This window comes from Acinetobacter sp. NIPH 2100 (genome assembly GCF_000369805.1).
GTDB lineage: Bacteria > Pseudomonadota > Gammaproteobacteria > Pseudomonadales > Moraxellaceae > Acinetobacter.
Genome location: NZ_KB850224.1, coordinates 1,922,819 through 1,946,310, shown reverse-complemented (window position 1 = coordinate 1,946,310; position 23,492 = coordinate 1,922,819). Strand labels below are relative to the sequence as shown.

The following is a 23,492-nucleotide window of genomic DNA, read 5'->3' as shown; positions in this document are numbered from 1 at the left end:
TGCTAGTCTTTTACATGCGCTAAAAATAGGCCAAAAATGCGTACAGCGTATAAGGGATTATAAATTCGAATAATCAAAAAGGAAGATAGGAATGTTAAAAGATGCTGAAATCGCATCAAAGTCATCAAAAATTGGCATGATCATTACATTAGTCTTATGTTTCATTTTTGCCATTATTGAAGGTTTTGATTTACAGTCGATGGGCGTTGCTGCACCACGAATGAAAGCAGAGATGTTACTTGATAGTACCCAGATGGGATGGGTCTTTAGTGCTGCTGTTTTAGGAACATTACCTGGTGCATTGATTGCAGGGCGAATAGCCGATGCGATTGGACGCAAAAAAGTTTTTATCTTCTGCATTGCTATCTTTGGTTTTATGTCACTGTTAACGCCTTTTGCTAAAGATTTAAATACCTTACTTCTGGTTCGTTTTTTGACTGGCTTGGGCATGGGGGGTGCATTACCCATCGTGATCACCATGGTCTCTGAAGCAGTATCTGAAAAATACAAAGCAACCGCAGTGAGTATCATGTACTGTGGTATGCCAATAGGTGGCGTTTTAACCTCAGTTGTTGCTTTATCTTTAACAGCCGATCATGAATGGCGACATATTTTTTATATAGGTGGTATTGCACCTTTACTGCTGGTACCTATTCTTATTTTCTTGTTACCAGAATCCAAAGCCTACCTTGTTAGAAGCACACAACCGCAGAGTAAAAAGCAAAGTGTAATTGAAGTTTTATTCGCTAAACCACGTGTCTTGATCACGTCCAGCCTTTGGATCAGTTTCTTTGGTACGCTATTGGTACTTGCGTTATTTCAAAACTGGTTACCGACGCTTATTTCTGGTCTAGGCCTAAACAAAGAACAAGCCAGTTATATTCAAATTGGATTTAATCTAGGTGGATCAATCGGGGTACTCATCTTAGGTTTCATGCTGGATCGATTGAATAAGTTCGTTATTGTCGCAAGTGTATATAGTGGCATTCTGCTCTCGCTGATTGGACTTGCTTATTCCAATAGCGCATCTAGCTTTATCATATTTGCAACAGGGTGCGGGATGTTTGTGATTGGCTGTCAGTCCATTTTATACACGCTAGCAGCCAAGTATTATCCAACGGAAATGAGAGGAACCGGAGTCGGCGCAGCCGTTGCGATTGGAAGACTAGGTGCTTTTGCAGGTCCGTTAGTGGCAGGCTATTTACTAGGTACAGGACAAAGTGAGATTGTTGTCATCGCATCCAGTATTCCAATGATTTTATTGGCCGCAATATCTGCATTGATTTTGCTGCGTAAGCCAGAACATTCCGCTAATAGAAAAGAATCGCTTGAGACAGCAACATCTTAATTCATACATAGAACTACGACTTGACGGTTGATGTTGCGCATTTCACCGTCAAGTTTTACAGATTACAGAGCAGCTTAGAATTAAAACTTCAGTTTTTTAAGACCTCGATTGATACCATTTTGCAGCGCAGCTTTAATAATTGGACCAATAAAAGGCAGTCGTCCCTTAAAGCTGATGGTGTAATCTAAGCGAGTTCGACCATTGCCTAAATCGCTAAACTTCATCACGCCGCGATGCGCTTTAATCGGACTAATTCCGCTCGTAATCGCATATTCAATTAATTCATTTTCTTGGTAAACCAAGTTTGTTTCAACAAATGAAGGCGCTAAAGGAATTGAAAGTTTCCGCGCTGAACCCACACCATTACGTGCATCTTTACCATCATTTATTCGTGTGATTTTAGCAGGTGCAAATATTTTACTTAAATTTTCATGCTCACTGAGAACGGCAAAGACCTTATCTACGGGTGCATTGAATTCTTGTATTACCTTAACCTGTTGTGTTTTTAGCATATTGGAATCCCTCTAAATAAATTGACATGATGTATTGTCAGTTTTTGAATGTTAGCATGCTTTTAAAAATTGCGGCACTTTCCTTGGTCGGAAATTAGAGCTTTATCGTATGCTCAGTTTGCTGACTAAGTGCAATGTTGCGAAGCGCTAGAGCAACTGGTTTATTGCTGTATAAAAAAAAGCGATGTCTCGACATCGCCTTTTTATATAACAAGGAAATTCAACTTAGTAGGCGAGTTTTAATAAGACTCTAAAAAACATTGCGATCAATAACAAACCTAGAAACCCTGCCAACCAAAGAACAATAAACCATTGTGTTTTAGATAGTTTCATTTGATGACACTCCTAGTGATAGCCTTCATCACCGACACGGACCTTATCTCGAAATACCCAGTAGGAAACAATGGTATAGGCAATGATAACCGGGATCAGAATCACAGCACCCACAAGCGCGAACTTCTGACTGGAATGGGGTGCTGCCGCTTCCCAGATCGTAACTGAGGGTGGAATGATATTCGGCCACAGGCTGATCACAAAGCCAGTGAAAGCCAAGAACACCAAGGCCAAGGTGTAGATAAAAGGCTTAAAGTCTTGACGTGTTTTGCAGGCTTGAAGAATCAACGCCGTAAATAACAACACCAAAATGGGCACAGGACTAAAATACAGTAGATTCGGTAGAGCAAACCAACGAGCTGCAATTTCAGGATGTGTCAGTGGGGTATACAGACTGACACCTGCAAATACCACAAACAGAAGTATGATCAGCTTCGGCATTAAACGGTACATTTTGTCCTGTAATTCATGGTCAGTTTTCATAATCAGCCAGCCACAACCCAGTGCTGCATACATGGCCACTACACCAAGCCCTGTAAACAGCGCGAAAGGTGTTAACCAATCTAGACCTGAACCTGAGAAAATGCCATTGGTGGTTTGAATACCCTGAATATAAGCACCTAGAATCACGCCTTGCAGGAAGCTGGAGAGAATTGAACCCCAAATAAAGGCTTGATCCCATAAATGTTTGGTTCGATTGGCTTTAAAGCGAAACTCAAAGGCAACGCCACGGAAAATCAGTGCAATCACCATCAAGGTAATGGGCATGTACAACGCTGAAAGGACGGTTGAATAGACCAACGGAAAAGCTGCGAACAAGCCAGCACCACCGAGGACCATCCAAGTTTCATTGCCATCCCAGACAGGCGCGACGGTGTTCATCATCACATCACGTTCTTCGCTGTTTTTAATAAAGGGAAACAGTATTCCGATACCGAGGTCGAAACCATCCAGAATGACATAGATCAATACACCAAGTCCGATAATACCCACCCAAATCAGAGAAAGATCAATCATGGTGTTTCTCCTTATTTGGATCTTGTGTATCAATGGTTTCATCAACCGCGCTTAAAGGACGCATCGGTGTTTTGAAATGTCCATGACCTGCGGGTTCAAGATCAATCGCTTCGATAAATTCAGGACCTTTATGCATCAATTTCAGCATGTAATAGATCCCAATTCCAAAAACAACACAGTACACCACCACGAAAATGATCAAGGTGAGACCGACTTGTTCTGCTGAAACAGGAGAAAGTGCATCTTTGGTCCGCATTACCCCGTAGACCACCCAAGGTTGACGACCAACTTCAGTGGTAAACCAACCTGCGAGTACAGCAATAAATCCTGATGGCCCCATGACTAAAGCAAAGCGGTGAAACCATTTATTTTCAAAAAGTTTACCCGTTTTTCTGAGCCAAGCCCCAGTGAAGGCAAGCAAAAGCATGAGCATACCTAAGCCCACCATGACACGGAAACTCCAGAACACAATGGTTGAATTTGGTCGATCTTCAGGGGCGAAGTCTTTTAAGCCTTTGACCGTGCCATCCATAGAATGAGTCAAAATCAGACTACCAAGATTTGGAATTGCAATGGCATATTTAGTGCGTTCTTCTTGCATATCTGGAATACCAAACAGATAGAGCGGCATCCCTTCATCATAATTGGTCTCCCAATGACCTTCCATCGCTGCAAGTTTTGCAGGTTGATGTTCTAAAGTATTCAAACCATGTGCGTCCCCAACAAATACTTGTAAGGGGGCTAAGACCAGGATGAGCCACATTGCCATAGAGAATGAGGTCTTGACCAATGCATCACGGCGACCTTTGAGCAAATGCCAAGCGGCGGTTGCCGCGACCAATAAAGCTGCAACCATGAAGGCCGCAATCGCCATATGGACTAATCGATAAGGGAAAGATGGGTTAAACACAATTGCCCACCAATCTGTCGGCACAATAATGCCATTCTCAATGGTAAAGCCTTGCGGTGTCTGCATCCAGCTGTTCGAGGATAAAATCCAGAACATGGAAATACAGGTGCCGATGGCAACCATCAACGTGGCAAAGAAGTGCGCTTTGGGACTGACACGTCCCCAACCAAATAACATGATGCCAAGGAAACCCGCTTCCAAGAAGAAAGCACTTAAGACCTCATAGGTGAGCAAAGGCCCCGTAACACTACCAGCAATTCGTGAAAATTCACTCCAGTTGGTTCCAAACTGATAGCTCATCACCACGCCTGAAACCACGCCCATTCCAAAGGCGACAGCAAAGATTTTGACCCAATACTTAAACAGATCTTTATAAATTGGATCTTTGGTACGTAACCAACGCCATTCCAAAACAGCTAAGAAGCTGGCCAGCCCGATAGAGATTGCAGGGAAAATAATATGAAACGATACGGTAAAAGCGAATTGTATTCTCGCCAATTCGAGTGCAGTAAAACCTAAAGTCATGACAGCACCTCATCTTTTCCTTGATGGGATAAATTGCCAGCTGTATGAGGCTCTACCCAACGAAGAGTATGATTAGAAAAAGGAAACATTACTATAATCTCTTGAATATATAAGTTTTTTCAAAACTTAAACGTTTTGAGCTTCAAGTTAGAGTGATAGTAAAACTGGGGGCGCTCGACCTTGAGGGGTAAGAAAGAGTTGCTGTAGCTGAAAGAAAACATGGAAATAGTTTTCAATAAAGGCGAGAAAACGAACCTGAATCCTGACCAAAACGTGTCTTAGATCAATATCTGGTAACGGCAAAATATGGCTATACACCACACAATATTGACATTGATGATTTGCATCATGGTGGTGATGAGCAGATGACGTTTTCGCTTCAGCTAAAAGAGTTGGGTGTATATGTTCCATATCATGTTGTGGACTCAACACATGGTGATGCTGAGTCGTTACATGATGATCATGGGATGCAGAAGCGGAGTGCGGGGCTTGCAACAAAACTTGGGCAATAGTTTCACATACTGGAGAAACTTGATATTTCTCTGGCAGTAATGGCTGTAAGAACACAGCGAGTTGTAAAAAGATTGCATAGAAGGCTAGCAATCTTCCAATCATCAGCACCCGATTGATCTCTTTCTGGAAATCATTGGAGAAACACTATAACAAAGAAATCCTTTTTTTAAAGTAATAATTAACGTTTTAATAAAAATAGCTGTACTTGTATACATTTTAAATATTTATCAAGCATATGATGTTTAAATTATGGGCTTTAATTTCGGGAAGAAGACTAATTTTCTTGATGAGTGCTGAGCATATTTAAATCAATTTTTTGTTTTGATTCATCCTTTAAAATTGAACTCAAAATTAGACTTGAATATCTGAGATATAAATAACACAAATAATCTAGGTATGTTAGGCTGATGAGTTTTTCTTAAGAAACAGCCGCTATGACGTATGAACGGAAATCTAAGGCAGGGGAGTTTCAATGGTCATTTTTACGACCGAAATATTGGGGAATCTGGGTTGCTTTAATTATTTTAATGATATTTGCCATTCTTCCGTGGGCAATACAATGGCGGCTAGCTGACATTCTATCTAAGTTGGCTTGGAAAGCGCTCAAATCTAGACGTAAAACCACAATTAAAAATTTGGAAATCTGCTTTCCAGATAAAAGTGAAGCCCAAATACAGCAAGAAGCGAAGCAAGTATTCTTTAATATGATGTTAGGGCTATTTGAAGCATTAAATGCTTGGTACAGCCCGCATTGGTTTAAGAATCGAATGCACATCAGGGGCTTAGAGCATCTTAAAGCTTCGGAAGGAAAAGGGATATTACTCTTAGGAACACACACCACGCTCTTAGATGCAGGTGGTTATGTATGTGGCTGTTTTTTCAACTTAGATGTTGTTTACCGACCTCAAAATAATCCTCTGCTTGATATGTTAATTAGTCGATGTAGAGCTACAATTTATCAAAATCAGATTTCTAAAGATGACATGAAAGGATTGATTTCAAATCTGAAGAATGGACATGCGATTTGGTATAGTCCAGATCAAGATTTTGGCTTAAAGCAAGGGGTCATGGCGCCATTTTTTGGGATAGAAGCTGCAACGGTCACAGCACATAGACGGTTGATTAAAATTACAAAAGCTTCGGCAATTCCTTTATTTTTTTATCGTGATGGCGATATTAGAAATCCTCAATATCATGTTGTACTAGAACCTGCTTTAGAAAACTTCCCAAGTCTGGATGAGCTTGAAGATGCGACACGCGTCAATTTAGTGATTGAGAATCAGATAAAAATGTACCCTACACAATATATGTGGTTTCATCGTCGTTTTAAAACGAGACCTGCGGGGTATGAGAAAATTTATTAACTCAGTTTTTCATAGATAAGAGAAGCTCTATTTCAAAAATCTATATTGATCTGAATGCTTTGACAATGCATCATTCAATCGATAAAGAAATAGAGCTTATGCGCTGAAGTATTCAATCCCTGTATCTGTTTTGAAGACGTAAAAATCGTTTTAATTTTGACTATCTGTCTATTCTTTCACATTCAAACTTGAACAGCCCCAAACCTGTAAAGCATCATCAAACTAAACAGGCATGTCTAAGTCATCGAAGCTTTCTAAAGTCTTTCCTGCATCAATATGTTTTTGATAATACTCAAGTCGTACCTTATCTAGTATTGTACTGGAAAGACCAACATTCCAATAACCAGTGACCTGTACATCTTTTTTAGCGAGCGATTTTTCTTCTACGAAAAATTGACGGATTGCTCTAGCTTCATTACGTTCGCATGCAGCCCAGACTGTAATGTTATTCATTTGCTTAAATTGATAAGCCGCTTTAAGCAGCAGCCCCATTTTACCAGCTTGATCTTGACCTTCTCGAAGTAATAAATGCATTTGTACTTTTAAGCATTTAGGGAGATATGCAAGGATATGAGGTTCCGAACTCTCAACAAAGATATCTGCACTGGCATCAGTTGGCCAAGATTTTAGGATGGAATAAAGTGCTGGAAGGGCAGTTTCATCCGCAAACATGAGCACATGCTTTTTCTCATCAAAATTTGGAACAAAGTGCGGTCTTGGTCCGATTAATTGAGTTTTTGTACCTATTTTTGCAGTATGTACCCACTGCATCGCAGGACTTTCATCCTCATGTTCAATCAGATCAATTTCAACTTCATATTTGTCTCGATCAAATGAACGAATGGTATAAACACGTGTTAAAGAGGCATCCTCATCGTTTTGAGAAACCCCTAAACGAACAGCTAAATTCGGCTTATCCCATAAATCAGGCTGATGAGTATCAATTTTGCCATGTACGCGTAGGATACTTGGGAACGGTCTTGAAATGGCTGTAATGGTCATTTCAATATGTTCCAGATTTCTCATGTGATCATTTTGTTTAAGTATATTTTTATCATTTGAAATTTGATTTTGCGTAGTCATTATCAATTTACTCAACATTATTAAGTGAAATTTCACCCATTATGCATGATAATGATAATTATTTGCAATTAGATCGCTTAAAAAGATCTAAAAACTAGAGAACTTGTTTATTCTCTAGTTGTGGAATACAAGTGGGTACTGTTAAAACTTTTCTCGTATCCAGCCATACGCAGCAGCAAAGGGTAAAGCGGTTCTGGCTAAATATGGAACATGCCAAAGTCCACCATGGTTAGCATTCTCCATAATGAGTTCCAATGGGTGGTCCAATGATTTTTCAGGATTGGTTGCGCTATCAGGATTGTTTAAATCATGTACCCAAAGTGCGGCCATAATGGCATTGGTGGTTTCAGGGCTAAAGGTTTCAACCTTGAACAAGTCAGCTCCAGAGAATGCTGCTTTGAGGATTGGATTTTTCACAACAGAATGAGTTGTGGTCGAAGGTGCAATATTAATGACCGTCTTTTGGCCACGTGCACGTGTACTGATGGCAAACCACTGTTGCAGTCGTTTAGCCAATGCATAATTTGGCCCTTGTTCAATCACCATACAATCAGAAATACCGTACTGTTGACCATTATCTGATTCAATCAGCTGCTTGGTATTGGATTGGAAAAAGTTGGATAACGAAATATTATGAATAGACCGAGTCAGGATCTTTTCTAGAATAGGACGCTGTATAATTTTCTGTTGTATCGATTGCACCACAGCTTTAGGAATCGCATAGATATCGGTGGGGGTGAGCATGAACATGATGCTGCTGTCTGGTTTTTGGCGGCTGACCTGTTCCATGATGCTAATCATGGCGATCGAAACACGCACATGTTTTTCACCGTCTAAATAAGCAATACCAGCCAAATCTAAAGTTTCAGTAAAGGTATTGAGCCAATTGGCAATTTCGGGTGTTTGAGTCAATAAATTCGCACCAAGCTGTTTGTCACCATTTGCCAAAGTGATTTGTGGCGCGATTAATGTGGCATTACCTTGCTGAATAGTTTGGGTGATTTTTTCCCAGATTTTTGGGTGAGGTAAATCAATAGCAACGATATTGGCACGCCATTTTGCAAGCCAGCTGAGTGGTCCTGCTTCAGATGCGGCGCCAAATAACACCATAGTACGTGTAGATAAATCAAACCATTCAGGATGAGCTTGCAACAAACGTAATGCTTTAGCATGGCTAGGCTCAATAATTCGTTGTGTTTCCCAACGATCAATTTGCTCCGATAATGCTTGACCCTGTAGTTTTTTACCCGCGAAAGGAATAAACCAGGGTTCAACCTCGGAAGGACCAGAACCTTTTAAGACATAGCTTTCAAATGGCTGATCGGTAATATCGACCATGGCTTGTTGCAAAGAAGACTGTTGTGTCTCTCGATTAAATCTAAACAGTTCTTTGGCTGTATCCAGTCCATGTTGGGCAATGAGCAAAGGATGATTGACCGATGTGATGCCAGATTTAACCAACTCTTGAAAGTAAACCGGATATTTCTTTCTCCAATTTTTTTCAGCCGTGAGTTGCGATGCATAAGGAGAATCGACACTTTTCAGTGCGGCATATAAAATTTTCTTTGCTGTGTCGGTGGTACTAGGCGTCTTTTTGCCAGATTTAATGGGGAATTGTATTCCATCGATTTTAGACTGTAATGTATTGCTCAATTCATTGCTCCCATCTTCTGAATCAAAAATTCAAAAACTAGTGTGGCTCTATGCTTTATTCAGTGTAAATTTCAGAATAAAGCGAAACAATGAAATACAAAATAGCGAAAAAACTGCAATTTCAAGTGTTTTTAAAACATAAAAAGTCGTGTTGAAAAATCAAATAAGATTTAAAAATCGAACAAATACAATTGAGTATATTTCAATTATGGCATTTCTGTCATTTTTCTAGACAGGTAAAATATTACTTCATGCACACTTAAGTTAGGTTTAACAAGCTTGATCATTCGCAAAACAATATTTATAAAATTTCAATTTTCGGCACCTAAAAGCTCAGAATCAGCTTAAAGGGTGATCCTTAAATAATTGGACGATCCATTCAATAAAGACTTTTTGTCGAGGTGAAACCAATGTTTTTGAAGCATAGAGCAGAGAAACTGGAAGCGACGGAACAGGATAGTTTTCTAGAATTTGACATAGCTTTCCTTGCTCCAATTCGCATGTTTGGGCGTAGTGCGGGACTTGAATAATGCCAAAATGCTGTTTAGCTGCGGATGAATAAGTATGTGCTCCATTGACTTGAATCATATATGGCAAATCATGCAATTCCATTTGCTGCTGAACGATGAACTCAAGTGGTAGCGGTTTCTGTCGAGCTGTTGAATAAAACCCAACCATAAAATGATCATTAAGATCTGCCAACGTTTGAGGTGTTCCGTATTTTTCTAAGTATTGCGGACTCGCCAAGGTAATTTGTTGAATCTCGCCAAGATGCCTGACAATTAAATCACTGTTATTGAGTTGTCCAATCCGAATAACACAATCAATTCCTTCTTTAATGACATCAACATAACGATCGCTTTCAGTCAGTTGCAGTTGAATTTGAGGAAACTCGGATAGGAATTCATGCAATTTGGGCATAATAAAATAGCTGGCAAAAATACCATGTACTTCTATTTTTAGTGTTCCTTGAGGTTTTGCATGTAGAAAATCATGATCCGATTCATTGATATAAGCCAGAATGTACTTACAACGCTCGTAGTAAATTTTCCCTTCATCAGTGAGTCTAACCTGACGTGTGGTTCGAAATAACAAGCGTGTATTCAACTGTGTTTCTAATTGCTTAACTGCGTCAGTCAATGTAGAGCGAGGTAAATTCAGGATTTGTGCTGCCTTGGTAAAGCTCTGCTGTTCTACAACCTGTATAAAAGCAGACATCGCATTTAATTTATCCATCGCGCTTAAGCCCTTTGTTCGGTTTATTCGGATAAAGATGTCAGAATTAGCTAGATTATCCAAGTATATCTGAACAGTATCATAGAACTTATTAAATGGTAAATTTCATTCGATGAGGTCTTAAATGAACACAACTGTGCATGCAAACCAAAAGAAAATTATTTTAATTACAGGCGCTTCTCGAGGAATTGGTGCTTTTACAGCGAACTTATTGGCTCAACAAGGCCATACGATCATTGTTAATTATGCCAATAACGAACAAGAGGCCAATGCTGTGGTCACCAAGATCCAAGCCTCTGGTGGAACGGCATCTGCCTTTAAAGCAAATATCAGCCAATCAAATGAAGTGACTCAATTATTTGATTATGCGATCCAAACCTACGGCCGAGTGGATGTACTGATAAACAATGCTGGAATATTACGATTAAATAAGATTGAACAGCTCGATGATGAAAGTATTGATCAAATTTTGGCAATCAATATAAAGGGCCCTGTCTATACCATGCGTGAAGCTGCAAAACGAATGGCACACGGCGGTAAAATTATCAATTTATCCAGCAGTGTTGTAGGGCTGAAACTCGAAGGTTATGGTATTTATGCAGCATCAAAAGCAGCGATTGAATCCTTAACGGCGATTCTAGCCAAAGAACTAAGGGGTAAAAATATTACCGTAAATGCAATTGCACCAGGACCGACAGCAACCGAACTTTTCCTAGAAGGCAAAAGTGATGAGCTAATTGCACAACTCAGTAAAGCTGCACCTTTAGAGCGTTTAGGCACAGTAGAAGATATTGCTGCCGTTTTAGATTTTGCAGTTAGCGATGCAAGTAACTGGGTAAATGCCCAAGTACTTCGAGTGAATGGTGGAATTGTATAAACGGAGTTCGTTTAGCCGAAGCTCAATCATTTAATGCTTCGGCTAAACCATTCATTATACATATAAATCAATCGATAGATGGAATAAAAATACCGACTTATTAAAAATATGAAATTATTATCAGATAAGTTTTCTTAGATTCTTTAGTACAGTTATGAGATGAAAAATTTTATAAATTTTTATTATGATTATTACGCGCAATCATTCATAAGAAACCTAAAATAAAATCATAAAAATAAATTATAAATAAAGACAATATTTACAATAATGTAAATTCTATACCACCATGAATATTAATAGTTTCGTTCAAAATTAGCTTTAAATTTATCATTTCAGGAAATTAAATTTAATAAAAAATAGTTTTTTTAAATTTAAATCAAGTAATTTCAGATAATTATCTTTATTTAAAAGATCGGTTAAATAAAAAATTAAATAAATTAAACATTTGTTTTATATAAATTATTTATTTAAAATTTCTAACAAAAGGGGACATTTAATTATTAACAATAATTACATATATTAACTTTATTTTACAATACAAATTTAACCTTAAAATCTTATCTATTCTGAACCAAAATTTTTATTAACTATATAATTTGAAAAAAAATATCACTTTACCCAATTAAATATTATTAAATTTGATAATAAAAATCAGCAAAGAATAAAATAAAAATGGAGATTTTCGAAATTGACAACCCAAATGAGAGTAATTAGCATTCGCGAAATACTTTTATCCTTGAAAGCGCAAATTAAGTCTCATAAATAATCAGTTCATGGAAAGTAGACAGCCGTATTGAAAAAATCTGCTGATTATAAATTCATTGGCTTAAATTTAGAGCACTTGTAATCGTTTTAATTTTTTGGTGGTTATTATTGTGGAAAAACGCTTTTTTCGATCTTTAACTCTTCCGTTAAGAAAAAAACATTCTTTACTTCTACTGACTCCTTTAATTTTTAGTCATTATGCCTATGCTGAAAATCATGATGAAATGGAAAAAGACTCAGTTCAAAAGTTAAAACCGATTGTTATTTCGGCTTCCCGTTCTGAAGTAGAGCAAAACAAAGCACCTCAAACCATTGTTGTTCTAAAAAAAGAAGATATACAAAAACAGTTGGCGATTTCTTCTAACTCATCGGATGTCCTGAGTAATTTATTACCATCGTATACACCGAGTCGGGGCAAAATGAATGGCAGTGGTGAGACACTAAGGGGAAGAACCCCATTGATTATGACTGATGGCGTACCTCAATCAAATCCATTGCGCCCAACGGGCAGAGAAGTACATACACTTGATTTTTCCATGGTTGATCGAATTGAAGTCATTCAAGGGGCCAATGCAACCAATGGTATTGGTGCAACAGGCGGGGTAATTAATATTATTACCAAACGCCCAGAAGATGGCGAGATTAATCAATCATTGAATGTTCAGACAACGATGCCCACAGATCAGCTCAGCTCTGACACACTCAATTATAAAACTGACTATAGCGTGAATGGGCGCAATAACAATTTCGACTATTTACTGTCCATGAGTTACGAGGATCAAGGCTTATATATTGATGGAAAGGGACGTCCAATCGGTGTTGATAATACCCAGGGCGATTTAATGGATTCGCGCATGTATAACATACTCGCTAAATTGGGTTATCAAATAGATGATGATCAACGTGTTCAAGCGAGTGTAAATCGTTATCAAATCAAAGGGGAAAATAACTATACAGCGGTTACAGGAGATCGCAATGCAGGTCTACCAACGACGTCTATAGAACAGACGCCGCCTGGAATTGCTCCTCATAATGATGTTTGGACCTCAAGTATCAGTTATGAACATAATAATTTGGCTGGAATGAAGCTGAATGTCATGGCTTTTAATCAAGAGTTTGAAGGTCTATTTGGAGCCGACAACTCTCCTACATTTCAAGACCCACGTATTGCCCCCAATGGCACCTTGTATGATCAGTCCCGATCTGTTGGATCAAAATTTGGTAGTAAACTGAGTCTGATTAAAGACAATTTATTCCAAGACCATCTCAAGCTGACACTTGGCCTCGATACGCTTTACGACAAGGGTAAGCAGGATCTTTATAGCACCAATAGAACCTATGTTCCTGTTTCTCGATATAAAAGCTATTCACCATTTGTACAGGCAGAAGTAAAAGTATTAGATAACTTGTCGTTGCATGCAGGCGCACGTCGTGAGATTTCAACATTAGAAACAGATAGTTATACAACACTTGCTCGCTATAACAATACCTTTGTTCAAGGTGGGAAGTTAGATTTTGAGAAGAATTTGTTCAATGCTGGCATCGTATATTCACCACTCGATGAATTGACCTTTTTCGCAAATTATAGTGAAGGGTTTGGCATGCCAGATGTTGGTCGAGCATTGCGGGCCATTAATACGCCTGGGTTAAGTATTCAAAATTTAAGCAATCTTGAGCCTATACTTACCGAAAATATTGAGACGGGAACTCGGGTCAAGTTTGGGGATACCAGCTTTGATTTAAGTCTGTTTCAATCCAGTTCAGATTTTGGTGACCGTTCAAAATATGATCCTGAAACACGAGCATTCCTGATGGCTCGTGAAAAAACCAGAATCAGAGGGATCGATACCAGTGTGAGTCATCAACTCAAAAATCATAATTTGAAATTATCTTATTCATATACCCAAGGTAAATACGATAGTGATGAAAATGGTTCCTTAGATAGTCGTATGGATGGTCTAAGCATTGCACCAAATCGACTAGTTGCCAGTTGGGGAACCGATTGGACAGATAAATTAAGCTCATATCTTCAAATTAATCATGCATTTGAAAAGAACTTTGATGATCCAAATCTTAATTTTGGTGGTTATACCTTGGTTGATGGTGTGGTTGCATATCAATTACCGAAAGGGACTGCCAGTGTTTCTGTCTCAAATTTATTAGATAAAGACTACATTACATATTATTCCCAAAGCGCACTGAATGAGCCTAAACGTTATTTTGCAGGTCGAGGTAGAACCCTTACCTTAGGTTACTCCATTAAATTTTAATAAAGAATTCATTATATAAAATCTTTAAGAATAAGGAGTTAGTATGAAACAGTTGAGTAGTCCCTCAAGATCAAATTTGATTGGTGACTTAGCCGCCTCACACGCTTTATTAAACTGTCTAATTAAAGAGTTTGCTCTCCCAATGTCGCTGGTAAAGTACGAGTGGCCAGAAGACATGCGTGGAATCCCAATTGGTGTTTTCTTTAATGGCGAAATTGTGAAGGGAACTCCTCTTTATATTAAGATGCCCAATTTACAGGAGTTCTTTATTCTTGTTGATCGACAAGATTGTTTAGGAAGTCACTATTATTTATCAGATATTTATGGAAAGCAGAATCAGGATATTTGGCAATATTTAGATTTTGGACAATTTGTTATTGCCTTAGTCGAGAGTTGTAGTGATGCTACGGGACAAAAAAATAATGAGTTAATTGAGCAGATTTTTGAGAGCAGGGCACTCAAAGAGAAAATTTATAACTATGCAAGCAAAGAAAAGCAGAATTGCTTAGAGAACTATAGACGGAGTGAGCAAGCCTTATGGTTTGGACATCCGACCCATCCTGCACCTAAAGCTCGACTCTGGTCATTGGTTACAGATCAATTGCAATATTCACCTGAATTTGGCTGTTGTTCAGCTCTTCATCAATTTGAAGTGAATAAGTCCGACTTGTGGATTAAAGCAAATGGTCTAGATGATAACCAAGTCCTTTCGGGAGTCACAGATCAAAGCAATACAAAAACGGAGAAAGCGATTATTGCTCTTCATCCTGTACAAGCCAAATTATTTATTTCAGACGCTCGTACTCAGCATTTACTTAAACTTGGTGTGATTAAAGATCTGGGCTGTAAAGGTCATCCATTCTATCCAACGGCTTCTATACGAACATGGTTTTCACCACAGCATGATTATTTCATCAAAGGATCTTTGCATGTCCGTATCACAAACTGTGTAAGAAAAAATGCTTGGTATGAATTAGAAAGCACAATTTTAATTGATGCCATTTTTAAAGAATTAATGTCCAACCAAATGGACACATTAGGTGGCTTTGAACCCGTAGAAGAACCTGCTGTTTTATGTTGGTGTCCCTCAGACGCTCAAGCAGAAGATAGAAACTGGTTTAAAGAACAGACTGGAATCATTCTACGTCGAAACTTTTGTAAAAAAGAAGGGGAACAAAGTTGCCTACTTGCAGGTACAGTTTTTGGCCGCTCTACCAACTTAACGCCTAATATTCTAGGGTTCTTGGAAGAGGCTTCCACTAAAAATTTACAAGAACAGGACTTGCTGAACTGGTTTAGACAATATCAGACCTTACTTTTACGTCCAGTTTTATATTTATTCTATAACCATGGCATCGTTATGGAGCCTCATTTACAAAATACGGTTTTGGTGCATCAACAAGGCCAACCTAAAAAAATATTATTAAGAGATTTTGAAGGGGTTAAATTAACGTCAGATATTGGTATGAATCTAATCGCAAATAAGCAGATTCATCCTAGAGTTCAACAGTCAATGGAATATTCTAGACATAATGGGTGGCAACGTGTTTGTTACTGTTTATTCGTGAATAACATATCTGAAGCTATTCTTGCGTTGACCTGGAAGCGTCCAACTTTAGCAACAAAGATGTGGGATATCGTACAAGACGAACTCAAAACGATTCGAACAGAACTACGAAAACCAACACCTGAACTTGATGACTTATTAAGTGGTGGGCCAATTCATTGTAAGACTAATTTTAAGGTACGTCTCGCAGCCGAAGCTGATCGTAAAGCTGGCTATGTAGAATTAAAATCACCTTGGGAAAAGTCTTATGTTTGATATTTCTCAGCGTATTGTCGATAAAGCCTTAAAGGCTAAAGCAATTCATGACGATCCTATTGCATTATTTGCTTATGACTTGGATGCCTTAAAACAGCATGTCTATAAGTTGGTCACGGTTTTACCTGAAAGTGTCTCACTTTATTATGCAATTAAAGCCAATAGTGAAAAAGAAATTCTGGATACCTTAGCGCCTGTTATAGACGGGTTTGAAATTTCTTCTGGTGGAGAGATATCAAAAGTTCAGCAATGCGAATCGAATAAGCCTTTTATTTTTTCTGGGCCAGGCAAATTAGATTCAGATTTACGCTTGGCAATACAACATGGTGTGGAGTTTATTCATGTGGAAAGTCTGCATGAAATCCAACGGCTAAACCAGATTGCGGGAGAATCAGGAATTGTTCAAAACATATTGATCCGCATTAATCCATCATTGCCAGACAACTTATTCACGAAACTGTCGATGGCAGGTACCGCAACACCTTTTGGGATTGAAGAAGCTGATTTGGTTGAAGCGATTCAACTGACAGAAACAAGCCCTCATTTGAGTCTTTGCGGTTTCCATATACATGCAATGTCTCATCAAACTGATGTATCCAAACATTTACAGTTGATGGAGTGGTATCTGCATCAATGGAAGCTTTGGAAAAAAATATCTACTAAACCCCAAACCATTCAACATCTCAATGTAGGCGGTGGGATTGGGGTTAATTATTTGAATAACCAACAATTTGATTGGCCTTTATTTTGTGGAGAGTTGCAGCAATTACTTGCTCGTCAAGAGCAGGTTCCTTTCATCCGTTTTGAAATGGGTCGCTTTATTTCAGCATTTTGTGGTTATTACATTGTTCAGGTCTTAGATATAAAAAGTAGCCATGGACAAAATTTCCTTGTATGTCGAGGCGGGACTCACCAATTTCGGTTACCAGTCGCACAGGGACACGATCATCCTGTTTCTCATATTTCCTTGAATAATACTGTCAAGAACCAACCCGTCAAACTTTATAACATCGTCGGTCAATTATGCACTCCAAAGGACATTCTGAGTCGAAACCAAGCACTGAGTAACGTACACATTGGCGATTTATTGGTTCTCCCTTTAGCAGGAGCATATGGCTATAACATTTCGCACGCTGACTTTTTGTGTCATCCACGGCCCCAACAAATCTTTATTGGGGGCTAATGGTGCGTGTATTTCCACAACAACCTATTCCTCGATGGCTGGTCGTATTAAGCGTTTTATTAGGTACAACCACCGTAAGCTTGAATAATAGTGCGTTAAATCCAGCCGTTCCTGAATTTATGCATGTATTTGGTGTTGGCCCCATTTCTGCAAGCTGGATTGTGGCTGCTTTCATGATCAGCATGGGTATGACCATGCCGCTCACGGGTTATCTCAGCCGAAAATTTGGCAATAGATCCATGTATTTATTGGGCTTGATGGTCTTTATTGTGGGCTCTCTGCTTGGTGCCTGTGCAAATAGCATTTGGTGGGTGATTTTTGCCAGATGTATACAGGGCATTTCGAGTGGCCTCATGATTCCTTTATCACTTGCACTGATTTTCTCAGTTTATCCCAAAAATGAACGTGGCCGTGTCACAGGCTTATGGGGTGCAGCCGTTATGCTTGCGCCTGCAGTTGGGCCTTTAATCGGTGGGATTCTATTAGAACTTAGTTCATGGCGAATGTTATTCGTCATGAATATTCCAATCGGAATCATTGGCTTTATTTTCGGTTTAAAGTCTTTGCCAAAAGAACAGCTGGGGCAAGATGTAAGCTTTGATTGGTTAGGATTTATCTGCATTACCTTTGGCCTAGGCCTGTTGATGTTTACCTTAAGCCAGATTCGCACATTGGACGCCTTGATCGACCCACTGAATGCATTATTTTTGATGATTTCGGCTTTATTTTTATTGCTGTTTATTATCGTCGAGTTAAGCAAACAGCAGCCATTGCTTAATTTAAGAGTCTTCAAAATCAAAAGTTATTCTTTCAGCGTTGTGATTGCAGTGGCGCAAGCTGTTGGTATGTTCGAATGTTTGGTTCTATTACCTTTATTTGTACAAATGGTGTTGGGCTATAGTCCAATTTGGACTGGTTTAGCATTGTTATGTACTGCTGTTTCAGCAAGCTGGTTTGTTAATCTGGGTGGTAAAACACTGGATCGCTATGGGCCAAGAGGCATCGTTACGATTGGTGTATTTATCTCGGGTATCGCTACACTCAGTTTAGGCAGCTTAAATAGCCATGCATCGATTTGGCTCATCATGACCTTAATGATCGCGCGTGGGATTGGTATTGGGCTGTCATACATGCCTGTAACTACAGCGGGTTTAAATGCAATACCAGAACAATTCATTGCTCAAGGTGCTGCAATGAATAATATTTTACGTCGTGTTTTTTCTTCAGTGGCAATCATTATCGCCGCCGTATATCTAGAAGTTCGTAGTCATCAAATAACAACTCTAGGTACATCTCATAGTTTCGCAATGCATACCGCAATCAGTGAAGCTTTTTTGGCTACAGGCCTTTTTATTCTTTTGACATTACCATTTGCCTTTTTCTTTCCTCTAAACCGTGAAGAAGAGGGCTTTGCTTCAATGTCATCAGAACAAATGAATTAATTCGGATTTGATTAAGGATAAAATTATGAGTTCTTTAAACGAAATTAAAATATTAGACCAAATCACTCAAGGTCAAATGGCGCAAAGCTGGTTAAACCAACCTCAACAAGAGATCTTTAAACAAGTAGAACATCGCGTCATTCGACAGTTAATTCAAGCAATGCTGTATGAAAAAATAGTGTCTTACCAGACTAAAAAACAATCCAACGGAACCTTTATTTTCACTATTCAAGGAATCAGTACAGATCAGGAAGAAGTTGAATATCAATGTACTGGCAATATTTATCAAAGTTTCTCCTTAATTCGTTTAAGTAAAGAGATACCCGTTCTGCGTATATCAGGCCAAGATAAACGTGAAGCAACATTACAAGATATAATCAGTGAAATCCTTTTGCACTTGCCAGACACTGTCAATTTAACCAGTTTTATTCATGAACTAGAACAAACTTTAATCAAAGATACTCAAGCACGTAGTTTGTGTACACAAGGTATTTTGTCGAAGCAGGAACGTGAATTTGATGAGTTGGAAAGTAACCTATTAGATGCCCACACTTACCATCCATGCTATAAGTCACGCATTGGTTTTACATTAACAGACAATTATAACTATGGTGCTGAATTCAAACAGCCAATTCATTTAATCTGGGTGGCTGTACATAAAAATCATGCTTCAATTAATATGTCATGCCGTCTTGATCAAGAACTTTATATTGATCAACAGCTAGATCAGAAAAATCAACGAAAATTTAAAGATGTTTTAATCAATAAGGGCTTAAATCCGCGCGACTATGTATTTATGCCAGTCCATCCTTGGCAATGGGAAAATACATTAATTACGGCTTTTTATCTTGAAATAAAAGAACAAAAGATTATTTTGCTTGGCCAAACACAGGACAGCTACCGAGCACAGCAATCTTTACGCTCATTGACCAACTTCAGTGATCTGAAAAAGCCTTACATCAAACTGTCCATGAATATGACCAATACGTCCAGTACTCGTATTCTCGCGCGTCATACAGTGATGAATGGTCCCATTATCACAGACTGGTTGCAGCAACTGATTCAGTCCGATGAAACAGCAAAAAAATTAGATTTTGTAGTATTAGGCGAGTTTTTAGGCGTGAGTTTCAATCATGAAACATTAGTAGAAGAGAGAATGCCTAAAGCCTATGGAACAATGGGCGCAATTTGGAGGGAAAGTATCCACCAGTATCTAAGAGACGGGGAAGAAGCGATTCCATTCAATGGCTTAAGCTATATTCAATCCAATAAACAGCCTCTAATTGATATCTGGATTCAACACTATGGTGCAGATGCATGGACTCAACAATTACTTAAGGTCGCCGTTCTGCCTATCATTCACATGCTGTATGCAGAAGGGATTGGAATGGAATCTCATGGGCAAAATATTGTTCTTATTCATAAGGATGGATGGCCAACTCGTATTGCTCTTAAGGATTTCCACGATGGTGTCCGTTATTCTCCTGCTCATCTAGCTCGACAAAAGCTAACACCCAATTTGGTTCCTTTACCTGCAAGTCATGCAAAAATTAATAGAAACTCGTTTATTTTGACTGAAGATCTAAACGCTGTACGTGATTTTTCTTGTGATTGCTTCTTCTTTATTTGTTTAACAGATATCGCCATTTTCCTGCAAGAGAATTATCAGTTTGACGAAAATCACTTTTGGAAGATCACCGCAGATTTAATACATCAATATCAGGCTGAGCACCCACAACATCAACAACGGTTTGATTTATTCGATTTGTTCTCTGAACAATACCAAGTTGAAGAATTGACGAAACGACGTTTGTTAGGTGATTCCCAACCACGCTTCAAAACGGTACCGAATCCATTGCATCAATTTTCTAAAGTCTAAGGAATCAACATGCTTGGAGAAAATCAGCTTAGGAAAAAAATGCTAAGCGGGAAAAAGGTATTTGGTGTATTTAGTTCAATTCCTTCACCTACAGCAGTTGAATTGATAGGCGAATCGGGCTTTGATTTCGTCATTATTGACACTGAGCACGTCCTAACAAATCCTGAAACCTTAGAAAATATGATTCGGGCTGCCGAAGCTGTTCATTTAACTCCTTTGGTTCGGGTTGAAGATACTCACCCTAAGCGGATCTTAAAAATATTGGATGCAGGCGCTCAGGGCATTGTATTACCAATGATTGAACATGCAGAAGAAGTTCGACAAGTTATTCAAGCTTGTAAATACCATCCATTGGGTAAACGCAGTTTGAATGCAGGTAGACCAGGTGCTTTCGGAAGAAATAAAGCATTTGGCAATAACGGGCTCGTCGACTATATGGCCTTTGCCAACCAGCAGATCATGATCATTCCAATGATTGAAAGCATCACTGGCGTTAAAAATGCAAAGGAAATTGCAGCGGTTGACGGTGTCAGTTTTGTACTTGAAGGCGCCGCAGACCTATCCCAATCAATGGGTCGCCCTTGGGAAATAAACCACCCTGAAGTACAGCATGCATTAAAAGAAGTCTTGGATATATGTAAAGAAACAGGTACGCCATATTGTGCGATTCCTCGCCAAGACACTCAACTTCAACAGTGGTTTGATCTGGGCGTAAAAACTTTTGTTTTAGGTGATGAGCGCGGGATTGCCTTTAGAGCACTCTGTTCTCGCCTAGAACTGGCAAAACTAGAAATTAAATAGAATTTTGTGGAAATTAAAAATGAATGCAAATAATCTTTTTTTTAAACAAGCAACAAAAATAGTGATGCAGGATCTTGTTGATTGCTTATTGGTAGAAAAATTTTTTGATGATTTATCTCCTCGACGCTTTAACTTAAAGCAGTGGAATGAACAAAATTCTCATGTTTCAAACCTGAATAGTTCAACATTATTTCCAGTGCCATTACCAGAAAATACATCGATTTGGCAGCTACAATTACCAGCGAAAAATACCTATCTCATTATTGCTTTACAACCTGCTGTCACACAAACATGGCAAAAAATACTAAATACGGCTGTGTACGCTATTCGTCACGAACCTGACGGCCTAGAACCTTTGCACATTGTTGTTCTGGATCCAGTTACATTGATGGAATATATCTTTCAATTGATTGGTCATAAATATTCAGATAAAGATGAAGGTATTCAACGTTTTATGGATACCTTAAAACAAAATATACTACAAATGGAATGGTCTCTTGATCATTGTATTGAACATCAGGGCTTATTTGATAAATCTCCAGCCACTTTTTTCCAGACCATGGAGCAATGGGGATCTCTGCGTGATCGTCCATATCATCCATTAGCCAAGGCAAAAATGGGACTTAATGAAAAAGACTATAAACAATATTTAGCTGAGTTTTCTCATGGCATTCCGTTGTTTTGGGTCGCCATTGATAATGAAAAATTAATGTTGGGTGAGGGCATTACTGAATCTAAAAAACAGCAACCGATGCATTATTTTTTATCCGCAACTGAGCAAGATCACTTGATACAGGAATTGGAGAATTTAAATATTTTCAGTACACATACTGCAATTCCAGTTCATCCTTGGCAAGTTGAAAACATTCTAAAAGATATGTTGCTAGAGGCTTTCTCTTCTGGTGACTGCCATTTTTTACATTTTAAATCGGAACCTTATTTTGCTACCTCGTCATTGCGCTCAATGGCACCAGCATCCGAAAGCCCGTATTATTTAAAGCTCCCCATGTCAGTGTACTCGTTGGCATCTTCCCGCTATTTACCTGCGATTAAAATGATCAATGGCCAAAAAAGTGAACGCTTATTCCGTGCAGGAATACAGTTAGATGCTGTGCTCTTGGAAAAAGTATATATTTGTGATGAAACAAAATGGTGGGCCTATTTACCAGAACAAATCGCCGATTACACACCAGACAATCAAATATTGTTTTCTCAACCACCGCGGCATTTATCAGCCATGTTGCGACATTACCCAGATGAATTATTGAATGATCAATATCGTCTGATTCCAATGGCCGCTTTAGGGACTAAACTGCCAGATAGCCAGCATCATTTCTTCGATGATTGGATAACATACCGTCAATTAGAACGATCAGAAAATTCAGTCAAAATGCTGTTCAAAGAACTTTGTCATACCTTTTTCGAGATTAATCTTCGTATGTTTAAAATCGGTATGCTCGGTGAAGTACACGGCCAAAATGCTGTTTTCATTTGGAAAGCAGGTCAAGCACACGGCGTTTTATTCCGTGATCATGACTCTGTACGAATTCATGTGCCTTGGTTAGAAAAAAATAGTTTATACGATCCAAGTTACAGTATTAAAAAAGGTCATCCAAATACGTTATATCACCAACGGCCTGAAGATTTATTCTTTTATTTTCAAACCTTGGCAATACAAGTCAATATTCGGGCCATTATTGATGTACTAGCAGAAATTTACACAATCCCTGCACCAGCCCTGTGGAAAACGCTTGAAGATGTTTTAAAAGACCTTATCCATCAAATTGATTTTGATGAAGAAACCCAAACCATGCTACATCAGCTCTTGTTTGTAGAGCCAACATGGCCCTTTAAAATGTTACTCAAGCCGATGATTGATCGTGGTAACGATCCGGGTAGTATGCCATTTGGTGTAGGAAATATTCCTAATCCTTTCCAGCAGATAACAAAGATCTGAGT

General features: G+C 38.7%; 17 protein-coding genes. 10 read left to right on the top strand and 7 right to left on the bottom strand.

Going from position 1 to position 23,492, the window contains the following annotated elements:
• The first annotated feature begins 91 nt into the window (after positions 1-91).
• The gene (mhpT, locus tag F887_RS08995) at positions 92-1,348 is read left to right on the top strand and encodes a 3-(3-hydroxy-phenyl)propionate transporter MhpT (RefSeq protein WP_005294133.1); all 1,257 of its coding nucleotides are present in this window, start codon (positions 92-94) and stop codon (positions 1,346-1,348) included.
• An 80-nt stretch (positions 1,349-1,428) separates the two neighbouring features.
• Here the strand turns inward: mhpT and F887_RS09000 are convergent, their stop codons facing one another.
• The 4 genes from F887_RS09000 to F887_RS09015 form a co-directional block, all read right to left on the bottom strand.
• Positions 1,429-1,860, bottom strand: a complete 432-nt coding sequence (locus F887_RS09000; protein ID WP_005294131.1) for an SRPBCC family protein — start codon at positions 1,858-1,860, stop codon at positions 1,429-1,431.
• Between the two features lie 345 nt (positions 1,861-2,205).
• Entirely contained in the window at positions 2,206-3,210 is a 1,005-nt protein-coding gene (gene cydB, locus F887_RS09005; protein ID WP_005294127.1) for a cytochrome d ubiquinol oxidase subunit II, read from the bottom strand.
• Positions 3,203-4,645, bottom strand: coding sequence for a cytochrome ubiquinol oxidase subunit I (locus tag F887_RS09010; protein WP_005294126.1), 1,443 nt, complete (start codon positions 4,643-4,645; stop codon positions 3,203-3,205). The genes cydB and F887_RS09010 overlap by 8 nt, the downstream gene beginning before the upstream one ends.
• A gap of 147 nt (positions 4,646-4,792) precedes the next feature.
• Positions 4,793-5,260: a DUF2946 family protein gene (locus F887_RS09015; RefSeq protein WP_005294121.1), complete on the bottom strand. Its 468-nt coding sequence runs from the start codon at positions 5,258-5,260 to the stop codon at positions 4,793-4,795.
• A gap of 332 nt (positions 5,261-5,592) precedes the next feature.
• On the opposite strand from F887_RS09015, the gene F887_RS09020 reads away from it, so the two are divergent.
• On the top strand, positions 5,593-6,522 hold the full coding sequence (locus F887_RS09020) for an LpxL/LpxP family acyltransferase (RefSeq protein WP_005294119.1): 930 nt from the start codon (positions 5,593-5,595) through the stop codon (positions 6,520-6,522).
• Positions 6,523-6,744: 222 nt separating this feature from the next.
• Here F887_RS09020 and F887_RS09025 read toward each other — a convergent pair whose 3' ends face one another.
• The 3 genes from F887_RS09025 to F887_RS09035 all read right to left on the bottom strand — a co-directional run bounded on the left by F887_RS09025 (position 6,745) and on the right by F887_RS09035 (position 10,494).
• Positions 6,745-7,605 carry a siderophore-interacting protein gene (locus tag F887_RS09025; RefSeq protein ID WP_005294117.1) on the bottom strand — a complete coding sequence of 287 codons (861 nt, stop codon included), beginning with the start codon at positions 7,603-7,605 and terminating at the stop codon, positions 6,745-6,747.
• Between the two features lie 141 nt (positions 7,606-7,746).
• Positions 7,747-9,258 (bottom strand): hypothetical protein, encoded by a 1,512-nt coding sequence (locus tag F887_RS09030; RefSeq protein WP_005294115.1) that lies wholly within the window; start codon positions 9,256-9,258, stop codon positions 7,747-7,749.
• 339 nt (positions 9,259-9,597) lie between these two features.
• Complete coding sequence (locus F887_RS09035; protein WP_005294114.1) at positions 9,598-10,494, bottom strand: LysR family transcriptional regulator; 897 nt, start codon at positions 10,492-10,494, stop codon at positions 9,598-9,600.
• Positions 10,495-10,618: 124 nt separating this feature from the next.
• Here F887_RS09035 and F887_RS09040 point away from each other — a divergent pair, with 124 nt between their 5' ends.
• The 8 genes from F887_RS09040 to F887_RS09075 all read left to right on the top strand — a co-directional run bounded on the left by F887_RS09040 (position 10,619) and on the right by F887_RS09075 (position 23,490).
• Positions 10,619-11,371 carry an SDR family oxidoreductase gene (locus F887_RS09040; protein WP_005294112.1) on the top strand — a complete coding sequence of 251 codons (753 nt, stop codon included), beginning with the start codon at positions 10,619-10,621 and terminating at the stop codon, positions 11,369-11,371.
• Between the two features lie 875 nt (positions 11,372-12,246).
• Positions 12,247-14,406 carry a TonB-dependent receptor gene (locus F887_RS09045; RefSeq protein ID WP_005294110.1) on the top strand — a complete coding sequence of 720 codons (2,160 nt, stop codon included), beginning with the start codon at positions 12,247-12,249 and terminating at the stop codon, positions 14,404-14,406.
• Positions 14,407-14,449: 43 nt separating this feature from the next.
• Entirely contained in the window at positions 14,450-16,228 is a 1,779-nt protein-coding gene (locus tag F887_RS09050; RefSeq protein WP_005294107.1) for an IucA/IucC family protein, read from the top strand.
• A complete protein-coding gene (locus F887_RS09055) occupies positions 16,221-17,411 on the top strand; it encodes a type III PLP-dependent enzyme (RefSeq protein WP_005294104.1) in 1,191 nt (396 codons plus the stop codon). Before F887_RS09050 ends, F887_RS09055 begins: the two co-directional genes overlap by 8 nt.
• The gene (locus F887_RS09060; protein WP_005294102.1) at positions 17,411-18,853 is read left to right on the top strand and encodes a DHA2 family efflux MFS transporter permease subunit; all 1,443 of its coding nucleotides are present in this window, start codon (positions 17,411-17,413) and stop codon (positions 18,851-18,853) included. Before F887_RS09055 ends, F887_RS09060 begins: the two co-directional genes overlap by 1 nt.
• Positions 18,854-18,878: 25 nt before the next feature.
• A complete protein-coding gene (locus tag F887_RS09065) occupies positions 18,879-20,732 on the top strand; it encodes an IucA/IucC family protein (protein WP_005294099.1) in 1,854 nt (617 codons plus the stop codon).
• Positions 20,733-20,771: 39 nt separating this feature from the next.
• A complete protein-coding gene (locus F887_RS09070; RefSeq protein WP_228129824.1) occupies positions 20,772-21,533 on the top strand; it encodes an HpcH/HpaI aldolase family protein in 762 nt (253 codons plus the stop codon).
• Positions 21,534-21,552: 19 nt separating this feature from the next.
• On the top strand, positions 21,553-23,490 hold the full coding sequence (locus F887_RS09075) for an IucA/IucC family protein (protein ID WP_005294094.1): 1,938 nt from the start codon (positions 21,553-21,555) through the stop codon (positions 23,488-23,490).
• Positions 23,491-23,492: the final 2 nt, after the last annotated feature.

Coding starts and splice junctions, on each gene's coding strand:
- mhpT (WP_005294133.1), top strand. CDS start 92: ATGTTAAAAGATGCTGAAATCGCATCAAAGTCATCAAAAATTGGCATG.
- F887_RS09000 (WP_005294131.1), bottom strand. CDS start 1,860: ATGCTAAAAACACAACAGGTTAAGGTAATACAAGAATTCAATGCACCC.
- cydB (WP_005294127.1), bottom strand. CDS start 3,210: ATGATTGATCTTTCTCTGATTTGGGTGGGTATTATCGGACTTGGTGTA.
- F887_RS09010 (WP_005294126.1), bottom strand. CDS start 4,645: ATGACTTTAGGTTTTACTGCACTCGAATTGGCGAGAATACAATTCGCT.
- F887_RS09015 (WP_005294121.1), bottom strand. CDS start 5,260: ATGATTGGAAGATTGCTAGCCTTCTATGCAATCTTTTTACAACTCGCT.
- F887_RS09020 (WP_005294119.1), top strand. CDS start 5,593: ATGACGTATGAACGGAAATCTAAGGCAGGGGAGTTTCAATGGTCATTT.
- F887_RS09025 (WP_005294117.1), bottom strand. CDS start 7,605: ATGACTACGCAAAATCAAATTTCAAATGATAAAAATATACTTAAACAA.
- F887_RS09035 (WP_005294114.1), bottom strand. CDS start 10,494: ATGGATAAATTAAATGCGATGTCTGCTTTTATACAGGTTGTAGAACAG.
- F887_RS09040 (WP_005294112.1), top strand. CDS start 10,619: ATGAACACAACTGTGCATGCAAACCAAAAGAAAATTATTTTAATTACA.
- F887_RS09050 (WP_005294107.1), top strand. CDS start 14,450: ATGAAACAGTTGAGTAGTCCCTCAAGATCAAATTTGATTGGTGACTTA.
- F887_RS09055 (WP_005294104.1), top strand. CDS start 16,221: ATGTTTGATATTTCTCAGCGTATTGTCGATAAAGCCTTAAAGGCTAAA.
- F887_RS09060 (WP_005294102.1), top strand. CDS start 17,411: ATGGTGCGTGTATTTCCACAACAACCTATTCCTCGATGGCTGGTCGTA.
- F887_RS09065 (WP_005294099.1), top strand. CDS start 18,879: ATGAGTTCTTTAAACGAAATTAAAATATTAGACCAAATCACTCAAGGT.
- F887_RS09070 (WP_228129824.1), top strand. CDS start 20,772: ATGCTAAGCGGGAAAAAGGTATTTGGTGTATTTAGTTCAATTCCTTCA.
- F887_RS09075 (WP_005294094.1), top strand. CDS start 21,553: ATGAATGCAAATAATCTTTTTTTTAAACAAGCAACAAAAATAGTGATG.